The sequence below is a fragment of the Pseudomonas sp. GNP013 genome, assembly GCF_054343995.1.
On sequence record NZ_JBTGUT010000001.1, the window covers coordinates 3,646,586 to 3,663,757 of the forward strand.

Here is a 17,172-nt window from a genome sequence, read left to right on the forward strand (position 1 = left end):
GTGCTGGCTGAACCCTTGCTATCGGGGGCAAGCCCCCTCCCACAGTTAGTCTTGTGTTGTCAGTTGAGACTGTGCGAACACCTGCAATTCAGGGTAGAAACGCCGGAAGTCGTCACTCAACGCTTCGTATAACGTGCGCAACTCCTGCATGGCATGGCTCAGCTCTTCGGGCTGCGTCAGCCGCCGCGAAATCCCGCGCAATACCTGGTCCATCACCGCAAACTCGCGGTACGAACCCAACCAGTCATCCGCTGCCATCCAGGGCGCAATCTGCGCCAGCCGCCCCGGCAGTTGCGGTTCAGCCGCCAGCACGCGGTACACCTGGGCGGTGAAATGCTCCAGGGGCTGGTCGGCATACAGTGCCCAATCCCGCGCCAGGCAGTGATCGAAAAACACATCGAGGACGATCCCGGCATAACGTCGACGCGTGAGGCTGAAGCGCGACAACGCCTCCCCTATCAACGGATGGCTGTCGGTGAAACGGTCGATGGAACGATGCAGCTGGATCGCCGCTTCGATTGGCGGGCTGTACTGGCCCTGCAGGCGGCCTTTGACAAAGTCGCCATAGAGGCTGCCCAGCAGTTGCGCGGGAAGTTGGCCGCCCAGGTGCAGATGTGCGAGATAATTCATGGCGCGCAGTCTAGCACTGCCGTCAACGTATCGTTATAACCCGATATACCGATTTGAGCTGACCTCAGAGCAAAATCATATTGGTATATCGGGTTATAACGATTTAAGGTTCGCCTCATCGCGATATAACGCTACACGACACCGAGCACCTGCCATGTCCATCGACCTCGACGAAATAATAAAAGCCCTGGCGCACCCAGTACGACGAGACATCCTCACCTGGCTCAAAGACCCGAAAGTGCAGTTCCCCGAGCAACTGCACAACCACGAATACGGCATCTGTGCCGGGCAGATCGACCAGCGCTGCGGCTTGTCCCAGTCGACCGTGTCGGCCCACCTGGCCACCTTGCAACGGGCGGGTTTGATCAGCAGCCAGAAGGCCGGGCAGTGGCACTTTTTCAAACGCAACGAGGAAGTGATCCAGGCTTTCCTCGCGGCGCTCATCGCTGAACTCAGCGCAGCGCACTAACCCAGGACACCCCAATGCCCCTCTCGCTACTCATACTGGCCCTGAGCGCCTTCGCCATCGGCACCACCGAATTCGTCATCATGGGCCTGCTGCCCGATGTGGCGGCGGACCTTGGCGTATCGATCCCGGGCGCCGGCTGGTTGGTAACCGGCTACGCCCTCGGCGTGGCCATCGGCGCACCGTTCATGGCGCTGGCCACCGCCAAACTGCCACGCAAGGCGGCGCTGGTGGCGTTGATGGGCATTTTCATCGTCGGCAACCTGCTCTGCGCCCTGGCCAGCGACTACAACGTGCTGATGTTCGCCCGGGTGGTCACGGCGCTGTGCCACGGCGCGTTCTTCGGCATTGGTTCGGTGGTGGCGGCCAATCTGGTGCCGGCCAACAAGCGCGCTTCGGCGGTGGCCCTGATGTTTACCGGCCTGACCCTGGCCAACGTGCTCGGCGTGCCGCTGGGCACGGCGCTGGGCCAGCAGGCCGGCTGGCGCTCGACCTTCTGGGCGGTGACGGTGATTGGTGTGGTGGCGCTGATCGGCCTCATCCGCTTTCTGCCAGCCAAGCGTGACGAAGAAAAACTCGACATGCGTGCCGAACTGGCCGCCCTGAAGGGCGCCGGCATCTGGTTGTCGCTGAGCATGACCGCGCTGTTCGCCGCCTCCATGTTCACCCTCTTTACCTACGTTGCCCCGCTGCTCGGCGACGTCACTGGCGTCTCGCCCCACGGCGTGACCTGGACCCTGCTGCTGATCGGCCTGGGCCTGACCCTGGGCAACATCATCGGCGGCAAGCTGGCGGACAAGCGTCTGGCGGCCACCCTGATCGGCGTGTTCATCAGCATGGCGGTGATCTCCACGGCGCTGACCTGGACCAGCGTCGCGCTGATCCCCACCGAAATCACCCTGTTCCTGTGGGCCACCGCCTCATTTGCCGCGGTACCCGCGCTGCAGATCAACGTGGTGACGTTCGGCAAGGCGGCGCCAAACCTGGTGTCCACCCTCAACATCGGCGCTTTCAACATTGGCAACGCCCTCGGCGCCTGGGTCGGCGGCAGCGTGATCGCCCACGGCTTCGGCCTCACCAGCGTGCCGCTCGCGGCCGCAGCCCTGGCGATCCTCGCGCTGCTGGTGACCCTGCTGACGTTCCGTCAGAGCGGCGATGCCGACCTGGCCCCTGCGACGCATTGATCCACTTGAACAGACTGATCCACCTAAACAGAAAGGTATTTTCTCGATGACGACTATTTTCGATCCGATCAAACTGGGCGACCTGGAACTGTCGAACCGCATCATCATGGCGCCGCTGACCCGCTGCCGCGCCGATGAAGGCCGTGTGCCCAATGCGATGATGGCCGAGTACTACGTGCAACGCGCCTCCGCCGGGCTGATCCTCAGCGAAGCGACGTCCGTGGCACCAATGGGCGTGGGTTACCCGGACACGCCAGGCATCTGGTCCAACGACCAGGTACGCGGCTGGGCCAATGTGACCAAAGCGATTCACGGCGCGGGCGGCAAGATTTTCCTGCAACTGTGGCACGTCGGCCGCATCTCCCACCCGTCCTACCTGAACGGCGAAGCCCCGGTGGCGCCGAGCGCCGTGCAGGCGGCGGGCCACGTCAGCCTGGTGCGTCCGCTGGCCGACTACCCAACTCCGCGGGCCCTGGAAACCGCTGAAATCGCCGACATCGTCGACGCCTACCGCACCGGCGCCGAAAACGCCAAGGCCGCAGGCTTTGACGGCGTCGAGATCCACGGCGCCAACGGCTACCTGCTCGACCAGTTCCTGCAGAGCAGCACCAACCAGCGCACCGACCAGTACGGCGGCTCCCTGGAAAACCGCGCGCGCCTGCTGCTGGAAGTGACCGACGCGGCCATCGACGTGTGGGGCGCCGGCCGCGTCGGCGTGCACCTGGCACCGCGCGCCGACGCCCACGACATGGGCGACGACAACCCTGCCGAGACCTTCACCTATGTGGCCCGCGAATTGGGCAAGCGTGGCATCGCGTTCATCTGCTCCCGCGAAAAGGAAGCCGGCGACAGCCTCGGCCCGCGCCTGAAGGAAGCCTTCGGCGGTGTGTACATCGCCAACGAACGCTTCACTAAAGAGAGCGCCAATGCCTGGCTGGCGTCGGGCAAGGCAGACGCGGTGGCGTTCGGCGTTCCGTTCATCGCCAACCCGGACCTGCCGGCGCGCCTGAAAACCGACGCACCGCTGAACGAGGCGCACCCGGAAACCTTCTACGCCAAGGGCCCGGTCGGCTATATCGATTACCCAACCCTGGCGCTGTAACCAAATAGGAGGGGGCTTGCTTGCGATAGCCGTGTGCCAGTCAGCTGATTTACTGACGGGTATACCGCCATCGGGAGCAAGCCCCCTCCACATTTTTTAAACCTGATGTGTCCCTTTGGAAACATTGCTTCACAGAACCGAAACAATAACGCTACAAAATACTTAGCCGGCTACCTATCAACTGCGCGCCAGCCCGTATATAAAGTCATCCCACGAATAGGCAGAGGGACGATTGACCGCCCCTGCGCTTTACTGTTGACACAACCTGATGCAATTACGCATTTTGTCTCAATTGCGCAGGCTCGGGCTCAGGCGCAGCATGTCCAGCCCTGCATCGACCCAACGCTCGGCGTCCTGATGCAGTTGAAAACTGTCGGGCACCAGCAACCATTGACCGATCAAGCCGTGAATGTAGGCGTGGATACACACCGCGCCGCGCGCTGTGTCGAGGTTTTCCGGGAGTTGCCCGCGATGCACCGCATTACGCAATGTAAGCCCGATGCGCAGGTTGCATTCGAGCGTGTGCGTCTGGCGCTGGCGGCGCATGTCGCACATCTCATCGGTGAACTCGCACTTATGAAACAGGATCTCGTTGATACGCCGGGTTTTCGGGTCCAGAGCCACTTGATGATAAAGACGAATCAGCAACTTGCGCATGCAGCCCAATGGGTCAAGTTCATCCTCGCTTTCACTGGCCCGGGCCAAGTCATCCAGGGGTTCGTGCAACGTGTCGAGCAGCGCCTGCAGCAGATCGGACTTATTGCTGAAATGCCAGTAGATGGCGCCCCGCGTGACACCCGCCAGCGAGGCGATATCCGCCAGCGTGGTGCGCGCCACGCCGCGCTCGTAAAAAGCGTGCTCGGCGGCGTCGAGAATCTGGCTGCGCGTTTCCTGAGCTTCCTCTTTGGTGCGACGAACCATGGCAGTAAAACCTCAATCAGGGCACTTCAGACTATCGTTAACGCGCAGTTAATAGACGCTAACGATCATCCGTATATTTTTGGGACGACACCGTCATGGGCACCGAACGTAATGAAATCGAGGCTTCGCACGTTGCTTTGTCAACATTCCACGAAGCCTGTCAAGAGTTTACAAACAACCATGAACGTAAGTATATTGCGTAGCAAGCTACTTATCCACTCACTTGTTTTCCACCCTTCCACACTTCTTGTGCGCACTCAGCGCGCCTGACCCGAGGATCTTCATGCAACTTAAGCCAGCTGTTACCGCTCTGGTCACTGCCGTCGCCCTGGCATCGCTGCTCAGCGGATGTAAAAAGGAAGAAGCGGCACCGCCCGCTCAAACCCCTCAGGTCGGCGTAGTCACTATTCAACCGCAAGCCTTCACCTTGACCACCGAACTGCCAGGCCGCACCACGGCCTACCGCATTGCGGAAGTTCGGCCACAGGTCAACGGCATCATTCTCAAGCGCCTGTTCAAGGAAGGCGCAGACGTGAAGGAAGGCCAGCAGCTTTATCAGATCGACCCGTCGGTGTATGAGGCCACGCTGAAAAGCGCCCAGGCCAAGCTGACCCAGACCAAGTCGATCACCGACCGCTACAAGCAGTTGGTCGATGAGCAAGCCGTCAGCCGCCAGGAATACGACACCGCCCTGGCCAACCGCATGACCGCAGAAGCCGATATGCAAACCGCGCAGATCAACGTGCGCTACACCAAGGTGCTGGCGCCGATCTCCGGGCGCATTGGCCGTTCCGCAGTCACCGAAGGCGCACTGGTCAGCAACGGCCAGGCCGATGCCATGGCGGTGATCCAGCAACTGGACCCGATCTACGTCGACGTCACCCAGTCTTCGGCCGAAATGCTGAAACTGCGCCGCGACCTGGAAAGCGGCCAGCTGGAAAAAGCCGGCGCCAACGCCGCCAAGGTCAAGCTGACCCTCGAAGACGGCAGCGACTATGGCCATGACGGCAAGCTGGAATTCTCCGAAGTGTCGGTTGACCAGACCACCGGTTCGGTCACCCTGCGCGCAGTCTTCCCCAACCCTGACCACACTCTGCTGCCCGGCATGTTCGTGCACGCCCAGTTGCAGGCCGGTGTGAACAGCAAGGCCATCCTCGCCCCGCAGCAAGGCGTGACCCGTGACCTCAAGGGCATCCCGACCGCGCTGATCGTGAACAAGGACAACAAGGTCGAGCAACGCACCCTGGTCGCCAACCGCACCGCCGGTGCCTACTGGCTGGTGGAAAAAGGCCTCGACGCCGGTGACCGTGTGATCACCGAAGGCCTGCAGTACGTCAAGCCGGGTGCCGAGGTGAAGGTCAAGGAGGCTGACAACGCCAAGCCTGCCGGCGCTGCCGCTCCTGCTGCCGCAGCCGGCAAAGGGGAGTAATCCATGTCGAAATTTTTTATCGACCGTCCCATTTTCGCCTGGGTGATCGCCCTGGTGATCATGTTGGTCGGCGCACTCTCGATCCTGAAGCTGCCCATCAATCAGTACCCGGCCATCGCGCCAACCGCCATCGACATCCAGGTGACCTACCCGGGCGCGTCCGCACAAACCGTGCAGGACACCGTGGTGCAGGTGATCGAGCAACAGCTCAACGGTATCGACAACCTGCGCTATGTGGCCTCGGACAGTAACTCCGACGGCAGCATGACCATCACCGCGACGTTCAACCAGGGGACCAACCCGGACATCGCCCAGGTGCAGGTGCAGAACAAGCTGAACCTGGCGACCCCATTGCTGCCGCAGGAAGTGCAGCAGCAGGGTATCCGCGTGACCAAGTCGGTGAAGAACTTCCTGATGGTAATCGGTCTGGTGTCCGAAGACGGCAGCATGACCAAGGACGACCTCTCCAACTACATCGTGTCCAACATCCAGGACCCGATTTCGCGTACTTCGGGCGTCGGTGACTTCCAGGTGTTCGGCTCGCAGTACGCGATGCGCATCTGGCTGGACCCGGCCAAGCTGAACAACTTCCAGCTCACCCCGGTTGACGTCAGCAACGCCATCGCCGCGCAGAACGTGCAGGTGGCCACCGGCCAACTGGGCGGCCTGCCTGCCCTGCCCGGCACCCAGCTGAACGCGACGATCATCGGCAAGACCCGTCTGCAAAACGCCGAGCAGTTCGGCAATATCCTGATGAAGGTAAATGCCGACGGCTCCCAGGTGCGCCTGCATGACGTGGCCCGCATCGAACTGGGCGGCCAGAACTACAGCATCAGCGCGCAGTTCAACGGCAACCCGGCATCCGGTATGGCGATCAAGCTCGCCTCGGGCGCCAACGCCCTGGACACCGCCAAGGCCATCCGCGCCACGGTGGCGTCGCTGGAACCGTTCTTCCCGCCAGGCATGAAGGCAGTGGTGCCGTATGACACCACGCCAGTGGTCACCGAATCGATCTCCGGTGTCGTACACACCCTGATCGAAGCGATCGTGCTGGTGTTCCTGGTGATGTTCCTGTTCCTGCAGAACTTCCGCGCCACCATCATCACCACCATGACCGTACCGGTGGTATTGCTGGGGACCTTCGGTATCCTCGCGGCGTTCGGTTTCACCATCAACACCCTGACCATGTTCGGCATGATCCTCGCCATCGGCCTGCTGGTGGACGACGCCATCGTGGTGGTGGAAAACGTCGAGCGGGTGATGGCCGAGGAGCACCTGTCGCCCAAGGAGGCGACGGTCAAATCCATGGGCCAGATCCAGGGCGCCCTGGTGGGTATTGCCCTGGTGCTCTCGGCGGTACTGTTGCCGATGGCGTTCTTCGGCGGCTCCACCGGTGTGATCTACAAACAGTTCTCCATCACCATCGTTTCGGCCATGGCGCTGTCGGTACTGGTTGCGCTGATCTTCACCCCGGCGCTGTGCGCCACCATGCTCAAGCCGATCGATCCGGAAAAACACGGCCAACCCAAGCGCGGTTTCTTCGGCTGGTTCAACCGCACCTTCGACCGTGGCGTACTGAGCTACGAGCGCGGCGTGGGCAACATGATCAAGCACAAGATCCCGGCGTTCCTGGTGTACCTGCTGATCTTCGCCGGCATGATCTGGCTGTTCATGCGTATCCCGGCCGCGTTCCTGCCCGACGAAGACCAGGGCGTGATCTTTGCCCAGGTGCAGACCCCGGTCGGTTCCACGGCTGAACGCACGCAAAAAGTCATCGACGACATGCGTATCTACCTGCTCAACGACAAGGAAGGCGAGCCGGGCGAAGGCAAAGGCGTGAAATCGGTATTTACCGTGAACGGCTTCAACTTCGCCGGTCGCGGCCAGAGCTCGGGCCTGGCCTTCGTGATGCTCAAACCGTGGGATGAGCGTGACGATTCCACCTCGGTGTTCGAGATCGCCAAGCGCGCCCAGGGTTACTTCATGCAGACGTTCCAGGACGCCATGGTGTTTGCCATCGTGCCGCCGTCGGTACTGGAGCTGGGTAACGCCACCGGTTTCGACGTGTTCCTGCAGGACCAGGGTGGTGTCGGCCATGAGAAATTGATGGCGGCACGCAACCAGTTCCTCGGCATGGCCGCCCAGAGCAAGATCCTCGCCGGTGTACGCCCCAACGGTGTGAACGATGAGCCGCAGTACGAGCTCACCGTCGACGACGAGAAGGCCAGCGCCCAGGGGATCACGCTGTCGAACATCAACCAGACCCTGGCGATTGCCCTGGGTGGCAGCTACGTCAACGACTTCATCGACCGTGGCCGTGTGAAGAAGGTGTACGTACAAGGTGAAGCGGCCAGCCGCATGTCGCCTGAAGACCTGAACAAATGGTACGTGCGCAGCGACTCCGGGAAGATGGTGCCGTTGTCGGCCATCGCCTCGGGCAAGTGGATCTACGGCTCGCCGAAACTGTCGCGCTATAACGGCGTGGCGGCGATGGAAATCCTCGGCACCCCGGCACCGGGCTACAGCACCGGTGACGCGATGGCCGAGGTCGAGCGCATCGCCAAGCAATTGCCGGCCGGTATCGGCTACGCATGGACCGGCCTGTCGTACGAAGAACGCCTGTCCGGCTCGCAGGCGCCTGCGCTGTACGCGCTGTCGCTGCTGGTGGTGTTCCTGTGCCTGGCGGCACTGTACGAAAGCTGGTCGATCCCGATAGCGGTGGTCCTCGTGGTGCCGCTGGGTGTGGTGGGGGCGTTGATCGCCACCAGCATGCGCGGCTTGTCCAACGACGTGTTCTTCCAGGTAGGCTTGCTGGTGACGGTAGGCCTGGCGGCGAAAAACGCCATCCTGATCGTGGAGTTCGCCAAGGAACTCCACGAACAGGGCAAGGGCATCGTCGAGGCGGCCATCGAGGCCTCCCGCATGCGTCTGCGCCCGATCATCATGACCTCCATGGCGTTCATCCTCGGCGTACTGCCGCTGGCGATCTCCTCGGGCGCAGGTTCAGGCAGCCAACATGCCATCGGTACCGGCGTGATCGGCGGTATGATCACCGCAACCGTGCTGGCGATCTTCTGGGTGCCACTGTTCTTCGCAACCGTGTCGGCCATCGGCAAGCGCAAAAAGACTGAAACCACGCAAACCCCTAACGAGGCTGGCCAATGAGCAAGTCGCTACTTTCCCTAGCCGTCACCGCCTTCGTGCTCAGTGGCTGCTCGCTGATACCTGACTATCAGCGCCCCGAAGCGCCGGTGGCCGCGCAGTACCCGCAGGGGCCGGCGTATTCGTCGGCCCAGGCGCCGGGCCAGGCGGCTGCCGAACAGGGCTGGAAGCAGTTTTTCCACGATCCTGCCCTGCAGCAACTGATCCAGACCGCCCTGGTGAACAACCGCGACCTGCGCGTCGCGGCGCTGAACATCGACGCGTATGCCGCGCAGTACCGCATCCAGCGTGCCGACCTGTTCCCGGCCGTGTCGGCCAACGGTGCCGGCAGCCGCCAGCGCACCCCGGCACGTATGTCGCAGACCGGTCAATCGGGCATCACCAGCCAGTACTCGGCCACACTCGGGATCAGCTCATACGAGCTGGACCTGTTCGGCCGTGTGCGCAGCCTGAGTGAAGAGGCGCTGCAAAAATACTTCGCCACCGAAGAAGCACGGCGCAGCACGCAGATCAGCCTGGTGGCCAGCGTGGCCAACGCCTACCTGACCTGGCAGGCCGACAAGGAACTGCTCAAGCTCACTCAGGACACCCTGGGCGCGTTCGAACAGAGCTTCAAGCTCACCTCGCGCAGCAGCGAAGTCGGCGTGGCCTCGGCCCTCGACCTCAGCCAGGCGCGCACCTCGGTGGAAAACGCCCGGGTGCAACTGGCACGCTACACGCGCCAGGTGGCCCAGGACGAAAACAGCCTGACCCTGCTGCTGGGCACCGGGCTGCCGGCGAATATCGCCAGCAAGCCACTGTCCGATGACCTGCTCGCCGAAGTGCCGGCCGGGTTGCCCTCGGACCTGCTGCAACGACGTCCCGACATCGTGCAGGCCGAGTACAACCTCAAGGCGGCCAACGCGAATATCGGCGCAGCCCGCGCGGCGTTCTTCCCGAGCATCAGCCTGACGGCCAACGCCGGCACCCTGAGCCCGGACCTGGGCGGCCTGTTCAAGGGCGGCTCGGGTACCTGGTCGTTTGCCCCGCAGATCAACATCCCGATCTTCAATGCCGGCAGCCTGCGCGCCAGCCTGGACTACTCGAAGATCCAGAAAGAAATCAACGTGGCCAACTACGAGAAGGCCATCCAGACCGGCTTCCAGGAAGTGTCCGACGGCCTCGCCGCGCGTGAGACCTACAAGCAGCAACTGGACGCCCAGCGCGGCTTCGTCGCGGCCAACCAGGATTACTACCGCCTGGCCGAACGTCGCTACCGCATTGGCGTGGACAGCAACCTGACCTTCCTCGACGCCCAGCGCCAGCTGTTCAGTGCCCAGCAGTCGCTGATCACTGATCGCCTGGCGCAGCTCACCAGCGAGGTCAACCTGTACAAGGCCCTCGGCGGTGGCTGGAATGCGCAGACCACGCAGAACGAGCCCGTGAAAGAAGAAGCCCCGACGTTGAAGTTGTTCTGACCGCCCGGGTGTAATCAAAAACCGCTTCCGTCATCGGAAGCGGTTTTTTTATGCCCCTCTTTTAACCGCGCCAACTTGCGTTCGATCATCGCCCAAAACCCGCCCTGCCCCACTTTCATCGCTCCCGCACCGCCCCGCACCATGCGCGCACCTGCATAACCCCAATAACAACAGGTCCTACGCCATGAGCACGTTTCGCCCGCGCCAGCTATTGCTGGCAACCGCTGTCGCAAGCCTTGCCCTGCCCGTCTGCGCCGAGGAACACGGCTTTCTCGAAGACGCCAGCGCCAACCTCAACTTGCGCAATTTCTTCTTCAACCGCAATTTCACCAACCCGACCAGAGCCCAGGGCGGCGCGCAGGAGTGGACGCAGAGTTTCATCCTCGATGCCCGCTCCGGCTTCACCCAGGGCACGGTCGGCTTTGGCGTGGATGTGCTGGGCCTGTACTCGCTCAAGCTCGATGGCGGGCGCGGCACTGGCGGCACCCAGTTGCTGCCGCTGGACCGTGATGGCCGTCCGGCGGACGACTTCGGGCGCCTGGGCGTGGCGTTCAAGGCGCGCATTTCCAAAACCGAACTGAAGGTCGGCGAATGGATGCCGGTGCTGCCAATCCTGCGCGCCGACGATGGCCGCTCCCTGCCGCAGACCCTGCGCGGCGGGCAGATCACCGCGAAGGAAATCGACGGCCTGACCTTCTATGGCGGCCAGTTCCGCGCCAACAGCCCGCGCGACGACAGCAGCATGACTGACCTGTCGATGGTCGGCAGAACCGCGTTCACCTCCGACCGCTTCAACTTCCAGGGCGGCGAATACGCGTTCAACGACAAGCGCACCCAGGTCGGCCTGTGGAATGCCCAGCTCAAGGACATCTACAGCCAGCAGTTCATCAACCTGATCCACAGCCAGCCCCTGGGCGACTGGACCCTGGGCGCCAACCTCGGGTTTTTCTACGGCACCGACGACGGCAGCGCCCGCGCCGGCAAGCTGGACAACAAGACCTGGTCCGGCCTGTTCTCCGCACGCTACGGCGGCAACACCTTCTATGTGGGCCTGCAAAAACTCAGCGGCGACAGCCAATGGATGCGCGTCAACGGCACCAGCGGCGGCACCCTGGCCAATGACAGCTACAACTCGAGCTACGACAACGCCGAGGAAAAATCCTGGCAGGTGCGCCATGACTACAACTTTGCCGCCCTCGGCGTGCCAGGGCTGACCTTGATGAACCGCTACATCAGCGGCAGCAACGTGCACACCGGCAGCGTGACGGACGGCAAGGAATGGGGCCGCGAAAGCGAATTGGGCTACACCGTGCAAAGCGGCAGCCTGAAAAACCTGACGATGCGCTGGCGCAATTCCAGCATGCGGCGTGACTACAGCAACAATGAGTTCGATGAAAACCGCTTGATTGTCAGCTACCCCATCAGCCTGCTGTAACCCCGCAACAGCCACGATCTGATGGGTCGTGGCTGTTTTTGTAGCAAATTGCCTCATTTACCGCATGAACGTTTCCCTGCCATGGCACGACTGAAGGGCATGCGCTGTAAGACGGCGCTACACATCACCTTATCCGACACACAGGTACAGGCCATGACCACAGTCACTTCCCATCACAACCACGCCATGGCGCCCGAACGACCGTCGGCCAACACACCGTCCGGCCCACCGCCTGTTCAGACCCACAGAAGGGTGTTGGTGGATGATGGAAATCTGCGCGCCGGTCAGGCACTCACCCTGGGCCTGAAAAACCCTGAGCGTCCAGAGACGCTGGCGAATGTTCTGTTCCTCGAAACAGGTGAACGCGCCGACCGGATTCATATCAGCCAACGCCCTGATGGCCAGCTGTACGCTCAGGTGAACGGTCGTGATTACGTACTCGATACCCCAGACGGGCGCTCGAACATTCCAACCCTGCTCCACATCAAGTCCGCCGCGGGCGACGACCGTATTACCATCGCCCCCAACGTCAACGTACGTGTCGAGATCGACGCCGGAGACGGCAATGATGTGGTCCAGGCGGGCGGCGGCAAAACCTGCGTGTATGGCGGGCGTGGCGATGACGATATTACCCTCGGCAGCCACACCGGCTACGCCGAAGGCAATGAGGGCAACGACATACTCAAAGGTGGCCGGGGCCACACGGTAATGTACGGCAATGCAGGCAATGATCGCCTGTACGCCGGCAGCGGGCCGGCCGATAAACAGAGCCATCTTGATGGCGGTACAGGCAACGACCACCTGTACGCAGGCAACGGGCACACGGTGCTCAACGGTGGCCTGGGTGACGACCTGCTGGTGGGCCACGGCAACACCACATTTTACTCAGGGCCAGGGCGCAACACCTTGCGCGCGACTGCGATCAAGGCGCGCATCCATGCACAAGCGACAGATCGCCTGATGAAAACACAAGGCTCAACGGTCACCCGTGTGACACCTACCGACGCAGGCCGACAAGCCTTCAGTATCCAGGGGCCACCTGACTTCGTTGCGCGAGTCGAAGACGATCTGACCTTGCTTCGCGCATCGCCACAAGGGCAAAAGATGCTGAAAGCGCTGGATGAGATGGCCGTAAAAAATGGCGGTCCGGTTCTCATCGTGCCCAGTGATCGCGGTAACTCCTACCGTTTCTGGAGCACCGAGCTGCAACACCTGGCTCAGGACAATCAGGTTCCCACTGAACGCACTGACCCAAAGTGGGGTTACATACAGGACGGGGTACCGGGGTCACGGGCCGACAAAGGCACGATTTTCTACAACCCGGCCACTATTTACGGGACGGACCCGCTGTTCTTGCCGCTCAACCAGCTTTTCCATGAAATGGCGCACGCCTGGAATGGCGCCAACGGCACCTTCCTGCCAGGTGCGAGCGCGCCGACCAGCGATCAACCCGAGCGCCCGGGCCCACCCAACAGCGAACTGCAAGCCGTCGGCCTGGTGAGCAACGCGCCGCCTTTCGACTTCGACAACAACGCCTCCACCCCTCCCACCTCAACCAACCCAGCCCCGTTTACCGAAAACACGCTAAACGCAGAAATGGGCCTGGCGCTGCGAACCCGCTACGCCTGAATCAGACTCGCCTGGCCAGGCGGCCATTTATACCGGTGATCGCGGCGTGTGCATGCTGTATCGTGCTTGCGCCCTCACACGGTAAAGGAACCTCAACGACACGGACGCCTACCTCTTCGCCAAGGCCGCCATGAAATACCTCATTGTCCTTTTGTCGGTTCTGCTCAGCGGCTGTATCGGCCAACCCATCGCCCTCACGCCGCAGACCGCGCAGCGTTTGCAGGCCCAGGCGCCGATCCGTTTTCTCATCACCTTCGATGACGGCCCCAGCGCCTCGGGCTACAACAACCCGAGCCGTTCGGTGTTGGGTGACCTGGCGCACAACCCGATTTTGCCGGGTATCAAGGCGGTGTTTTTCGTGCAGACCGAAGGGGCGCGTTCCGGCGGCAGTCCGCGCGGGCGCAAGACCCTGGTGCGTGAATTCGCCGCCGGGCATGTGCTGGGGTTCCACACCGCCACCGCGTTTCATACCAACCACCGCTGGTTGAGCGATGCCGAACTGGCGCGCACCCTCAGCCTGGGCGCAGCGGACATTGCCGGGATCACCGGCGCACCGCCCGTGCTGGTACGTCCGCCGTTCTGGAATTACGACAAGCGCACCTTCGCCGCCTACCAGCGCCATGGCATGGCCGTGTTGCTCACCGACCTGAGCGCCAACGACGGCAAGATCTGGGGCTTCAACGCCAGCCCCCGGCGGCGCGCCAACCTGTACCGGCAGTTGTCGGTGGTGCGCGAACACATTGCCCTGGGCGAGCTGCCGACAGTGGACGGGGTGATTCCGGTGGTGGTGACCTTCCACGATATCAACCGCTATACCGCGCGGCATCTGCAGGAGTATCTGCAGATCCTGCTGGACAGCGCGCGAATCAATGGCATGAGGACCGCCGCCGAGCCGTTCTACACCGACACCGCCGCCCTGCAACGCGCGGCGCTGGCACGCACGGTCAAGGATGTGAATGCGCCGGTGCACCTGCCGGGGGTGTGGAATTGGGTGTGGGATGCCGATTCACACTGATGTGTTGAGCCTGTGAGAATCCCCTGCGGGAGGGGGCTTGCTCCCACCTTTCTGAGCGTATTTCACGTCGGATCTTGTTGGCGAGACTCAACCCCCAACTCATCCCACACCGATTCGGCCAGGTGGAACGTGGCGTTCGCCGCTGGAATCCCGCAGTAGATCGCGCTCTGCATCAGCACTTCCTTGATCTCGGCACGGGTCACGCCATTGCTCGCGGCGGCGCGCAGGTGCAGTTTCAACTCTTCACTGCGGTTCATGCCGATCAGCATGGCGATGGTGATCAGGCTGCGGGTATGCCGAGGCAAGCCCGGGCGGGTCCAGATATCGCCCCAGGCGTGACGGGTGATCATCTCCTGGAACTCGCCGTTGAACTCGGTCAGGGCGTTGAGGCTGCGATCGACATGGGCATCGCCGAGCACTTCGCGGCGCACCTTGAGTCCCTCGGCATAACGTTGTTTCTCGTCCACAAAAAGCTCCTCTGAACAGGAAATGTGGCGAACGGTTTTTTTGTGGCAAGCCCGCTCACCACAGCCACACCGCTCGCCATTGCAAGACCAGCCATCACTGGGTCAGTGGGCCAGCAGAAATTCGATAACGCGGTCGCTGAACGCGGCGCCCGCTTGAACGTTGGACAGGTGCGCCGCATAGAACTCGGCGTACTCGGCGCCCTGCACATGGTTCTGGATAAAGTGGCCGCCGGCCGGCGGTGTCACGGCATCTTCAGTGCCGGCGATCACCAGCGTCGGCACCTTGATCGAGACCAGTTGCGCGCGCAAATCCGCGTCGCGCACGGCGGCACAGTTGGCGGCGTAGCCCTCGGGCGAGGTATTGGCGAGCATGTCGGTGATCTGTTGCGCCTGATGCGGATTCGCCGCCGCAAAGTCAGCGGTGAACCAGCGGGCAATCGACGCATCGCGCAGCGCCACCATTGCCGCCGCGCCGTCCCGCAGCACGGTCTCGATGCGCGGGTCCCACACCTCGGGGGTGCCGATCTTCGCAGCGGTATTGCACACCACCAGGCGCTGCAGGCGTGTGCCGGCGTTGATGCCCAGCCATTGGCCGATCAGCCCGCCCATGGACAGCCCGCAGAAATGTGCGCGCTGGATACCCAGCCCATCCAGCAGCGCCAGCACGTCGCGGCCCAGTTGCTCGATGCTGTAGGGCCCCGGCGTGACCAGTGACTTGCCATGACCACGGGTGTCGCAGCGCAGCACACGAAAATGCCGGGTAAACGCTGGCATCTGGATATCCCACATATGCAGGTCGGTGCCCAGGGAGTTGGACAGCACCAGCACGGGGGCATCGGCAGGCCCGTCGAGTTGGTAATGCAGTTCGCCGTCGGCGAGTTGGACAAAGGGCACGGCAGCCTCCTCAGGCGTTCAAGGCAAAATGTTCGGTGACGGCGCGGCTGACCCAGGTGTGTGCCTGGCCCAGGTAGTGCGCCGGATCGAGCAGGCGGTCCAGTTCGGTGGCTGACAGCTCGGCGGTGATCTGCGCTTCATCGGCCAGCACTGCGCGCAAATGCCGACCCTCGGCGACCGCACGCTGGCAGCATTGCTCCAGCAGATGATGCGCGGTTTCGCGGCCCAGGCGTTGGGCGAGCACGATGCTGACTGCTTCGGCGAGCACCAGGCCCTGAGTGAGGTCGAGATTGCGCGCCATGCGTTCAGCGTCGACCTCCAGGCCTTCACTCATCAGTAGCGCCTGCTTCAGCGCACCGGACACCAGCCGGCAGATGTCCGGCAGGGTTTCCCATTCGGCGTGCCACAAGCCCAGGCTGCGTTCGTGCTCCTGGGGCATGGCGCTGAACAGGGTCGCCACCAGCCCCGGCACGCGGGTGGCGGCGCTGATCAGCACGGCGGCGCCCACCGGATTACGCTTGTGCGGCATGGTGGATGAACCGCCCTTGCCCGGCGCCGACGGCTCGAAGACTTCAGCGGCTTCGGTCTGCATCAGCAGGCTGATGTCGCGGCCCAGCTTGCCGAGGCTGCCGGCGATCAGGCCAAGCACCGCAGCGAACTCCACCAGACGGTCACGCTGGGTGTGCCAGGGTTGTTCGGGCAGGCTCAATTGCAACTCCGTCGCCAGCGCCTCGGCCACCGGCATGGCCTGTTCACCCAGCGCCGCCAGGGTGCCGGACGCACCGCCAAACTGCAGCACCAGCACGCGTGGCTTCAACTGCGCCAGGCGCTGGCGACTGCGAGTCACCGCTCCCAGCCAACCGGCGATTTTCATCCCCAGGGTGACCGGCGTGGCGTGCTGCAGCCAGGTGCGCCCGGCCAGTGGCACCGCTGCGTAGCGCTGGGCCTGGGCAGCGAGAACATCCCCCAGGCGCGCCAGGTCCGCGTCGATCAATGCCAGTGCCTGGCGCACCTGGAGAACCAGGCCGGTGTCCATCACGTCCTGGCTGGTTGCGCCCAAATGCACATAGCGCTCGGCCCCGGCGTCCTCGCTGGCAATCAACTTGCCCAGTGCCTTGACCAGCGGGATGGCCGAATTCCCCGAGGTGGCAATCGCCACGCTCAGGGCGTCGACGTCGTACAGCGAGGCCAGGCACGCCTGGGCAATCGGCGCGACGGCGGCCTGCGGAATCAACCCGACCCGGGCCTGCGCGCGGGCCAGTGCCGCCTCGAAATCCAGCATGCCCTGCAAGCGGCCCTGGTCGCAGAACACCTCGGCCATGCTGTCGGTGGTGAAGTAGGCGTCGAACAATTGGTTGCTCGTGCGCAGCGTCATAACGGA

At 62.8% G+C, this 17,172-nt stretch carries 14 protein-coding genes; 9 read left to right on the forward strand and 5 right to left on the reverse strand.

The window, feature by feature from the left end:
• Positions 1–45: 45 nt before the first annotated feature.
• A complete protein-coding gene (locus ACXX81_RS16000) occupies positions 46–630 on the reverse strand; it encodes an acyl carrier protein phosphodiesterase (protein WP_458572030.1) in 585 nt (194 codons plus the stop codon).
• Positions 631–784: 154 nt separating this feature from the next.
• On the opposite strand from ACXX81_RS16000, the gene ACXX81_RS16005 reads away from it, so the two are divergent.
• From ACXX81_RS16005 to ACXX81_RS16015, 3 genes are read left to right on the forward strand one after another with little or no spacing between them, the layout of a single operon-like run.
• A complete protein-coding gene (locus ACXX81_RS16005) occupies positions 785–1,099 on the forward strand; it encodes an ArsR/SmtB family transcription factor (protein WP_209989754.1) in 315 nt (104 codons plus the stop codon).
• Positions 1,100–1,113: 14 nt separating this feature from the next.
• Positions 1,114–2,280, forward strand: coding sequence for an MFS transporter (locus ACXX81_RS16010; protein ID WP_231422044.1), 1,167 nt, complete (start codon positions 1,114–1,116; stop codon positions 2,278–2,280).
• Between the two features lie 46 nt (positions 2,281–2,326).
• Complete coding sequence (locus ACXX81_RS16015) at positions 2,327–3,382, forward strand: alkene reductase (protein WP_057007861.1); 1,056 nt, start codon at positions 2,327–2,329, stop codon at positions 3,380–3,382.
• Between the two features lie 288 nt (positions 3,383–3,670).
• Here ACXX81_RS16015 and ACXX81_RS16020 read toward each other — a convergent pair whose 3' ends face one another.
• Positions 3,671–4,303 (reverse strand): TetR family transcriptional regulator, encoded by a 633-nt coding sequence (locus ACXX81_RS16020; RefSeq protein ID WP_057007860.1) that lies wholly within the window; start codon positions 4,301–4,303, stop codon positions 3,671–3,673.
• Positions 4,304–4,586: 283 nt separating this feature from the next.
• Here ACXX81_RS16020 and ACXX81_RS16025 point away from each other — a divergent pair, with 283 nt between their 5' ends.
• The 6 genes from ACXX81_RS16025 (at position 4,587) to ACXX81_RS16050 (ending at position 14,430) form a co-directional block, all read left to right on the forward strand.
• A complete protein-coding gene (locus ACXX81_RS16025) occupies positions 4,587–5,732 on the forward strand; it encodes an efflux RND transporter periplasmic adaptor subunit (RefSeq protein ID WP_231422042.1) in 1,146 nt (381 codons plus the stop codon).
• A gap of 3 nt (positions 5,733–5,735) precedes the next feature.
• A complete protein-coding gene (locus tag ACXX81_RS16030) occupies positions 5,736–8,897 on the forward strand; it encodes an efflux RND transporter permease subunit (RefSeq protein ID WP_231422040.1) in 3,162 nt (1,053 codons plus the stop codon).
• A complete protein-coding gene (gene adeC / locus ACXX81_RS16035; protein WP_458572031.1) occupies positions 8,894–10,351 on the forward strand; it encodes an AdeC/AdeK/OprM family multidrug efflux complex outer membrane factor in 1,458 nt (485 codons plus the stop codon). The genes ACXX81_RS16030 and adeC overlap by 4 nt, the downstream gene beginning before the upstream one ends.
• A gap of 184 nt (positions 10,352–10,535) precedes the next feature.
• Positions 10,536–11,786, forward strand: a complete 1,251-nt coding sequence (locus ACXX81_RS16040; RefSeq protein WP_458572032.1) for an OprD family porin — start codon at positions 10,536–10,538, stop codon at positions 11,784–11,786.
• A 153-nt stretch (positions 11,787–11,939) separates the two neighbouring features.
• Entirely contained in the window at positions 11,940–13,415 is a 1,476-nt protein-coding gene (locus ACXX81_RS16045; protein ID WP_231422035.1) for a M91 family zinc metallopeptidase, read from the forward strand.
• Between the two features lie 130 nt (positions 13,416–13,545).
• Complete coding sequence (locus tag ACXX81_RS16050; RefSeq protein WP_231422034.1) at positions 13,546–14,430, forward strand: polysaccharide deacetylase family protein; 885 nt, start codon at positions 13,546–13,548, stop codon at positions 14,428–14,430.
• Between the two features lie 62 nt (positions 14,431–14,492).
• Here ACXX81_RS16050 and pcaC read toward each other — a convergent pair whose 3' ends face one another.
• From pcaC to ACXX81_RS16065, 3 genes are all read right to left on the reverse strand, one after another.
• Positions 14,493–14,897, reverse strand: coding sequence for a 4-carboxymuconolactone decarboxylase (gene pcaC, locus ACXX81_RS16055; RefSeq protein ID WP_057007855.1), 405 nt, complete (start codon positions 14,895–14,897; stop codon positions 14,493–14,495).
• A 102-nt stretch (positions 14,898–14,999) separates the two neighbouring features.
• Positions 15,000–15,791: a 3-oxoadipate enol-lactonase gene (gene pcaD, locus ACXX81_RS16060; protein WP_209989733.1), complete on the reverse strand. Its 792-nt coding sequence runs from the start codon at positions 15,789–15,791 to the stop codon at positions 15,000–15,002.
• Positions 15,792–15,801: 10 nt separating this feature from the next.
• Positions 15,802–17,166: a 3-carboxy-cis,cis-muconate cycloisomerase gene (locus ACXX81_RS16065; protein ID WP_458572033.1), complete on the reverse strand. Its 1,365-nt coding sequence runs from the start codon at positions 17,164–17,166 to the stop codon at positions 15,802–15,804.
• Between the last annotated feature and the right edge of the window lie 6 nt (positions 17,167–17,172).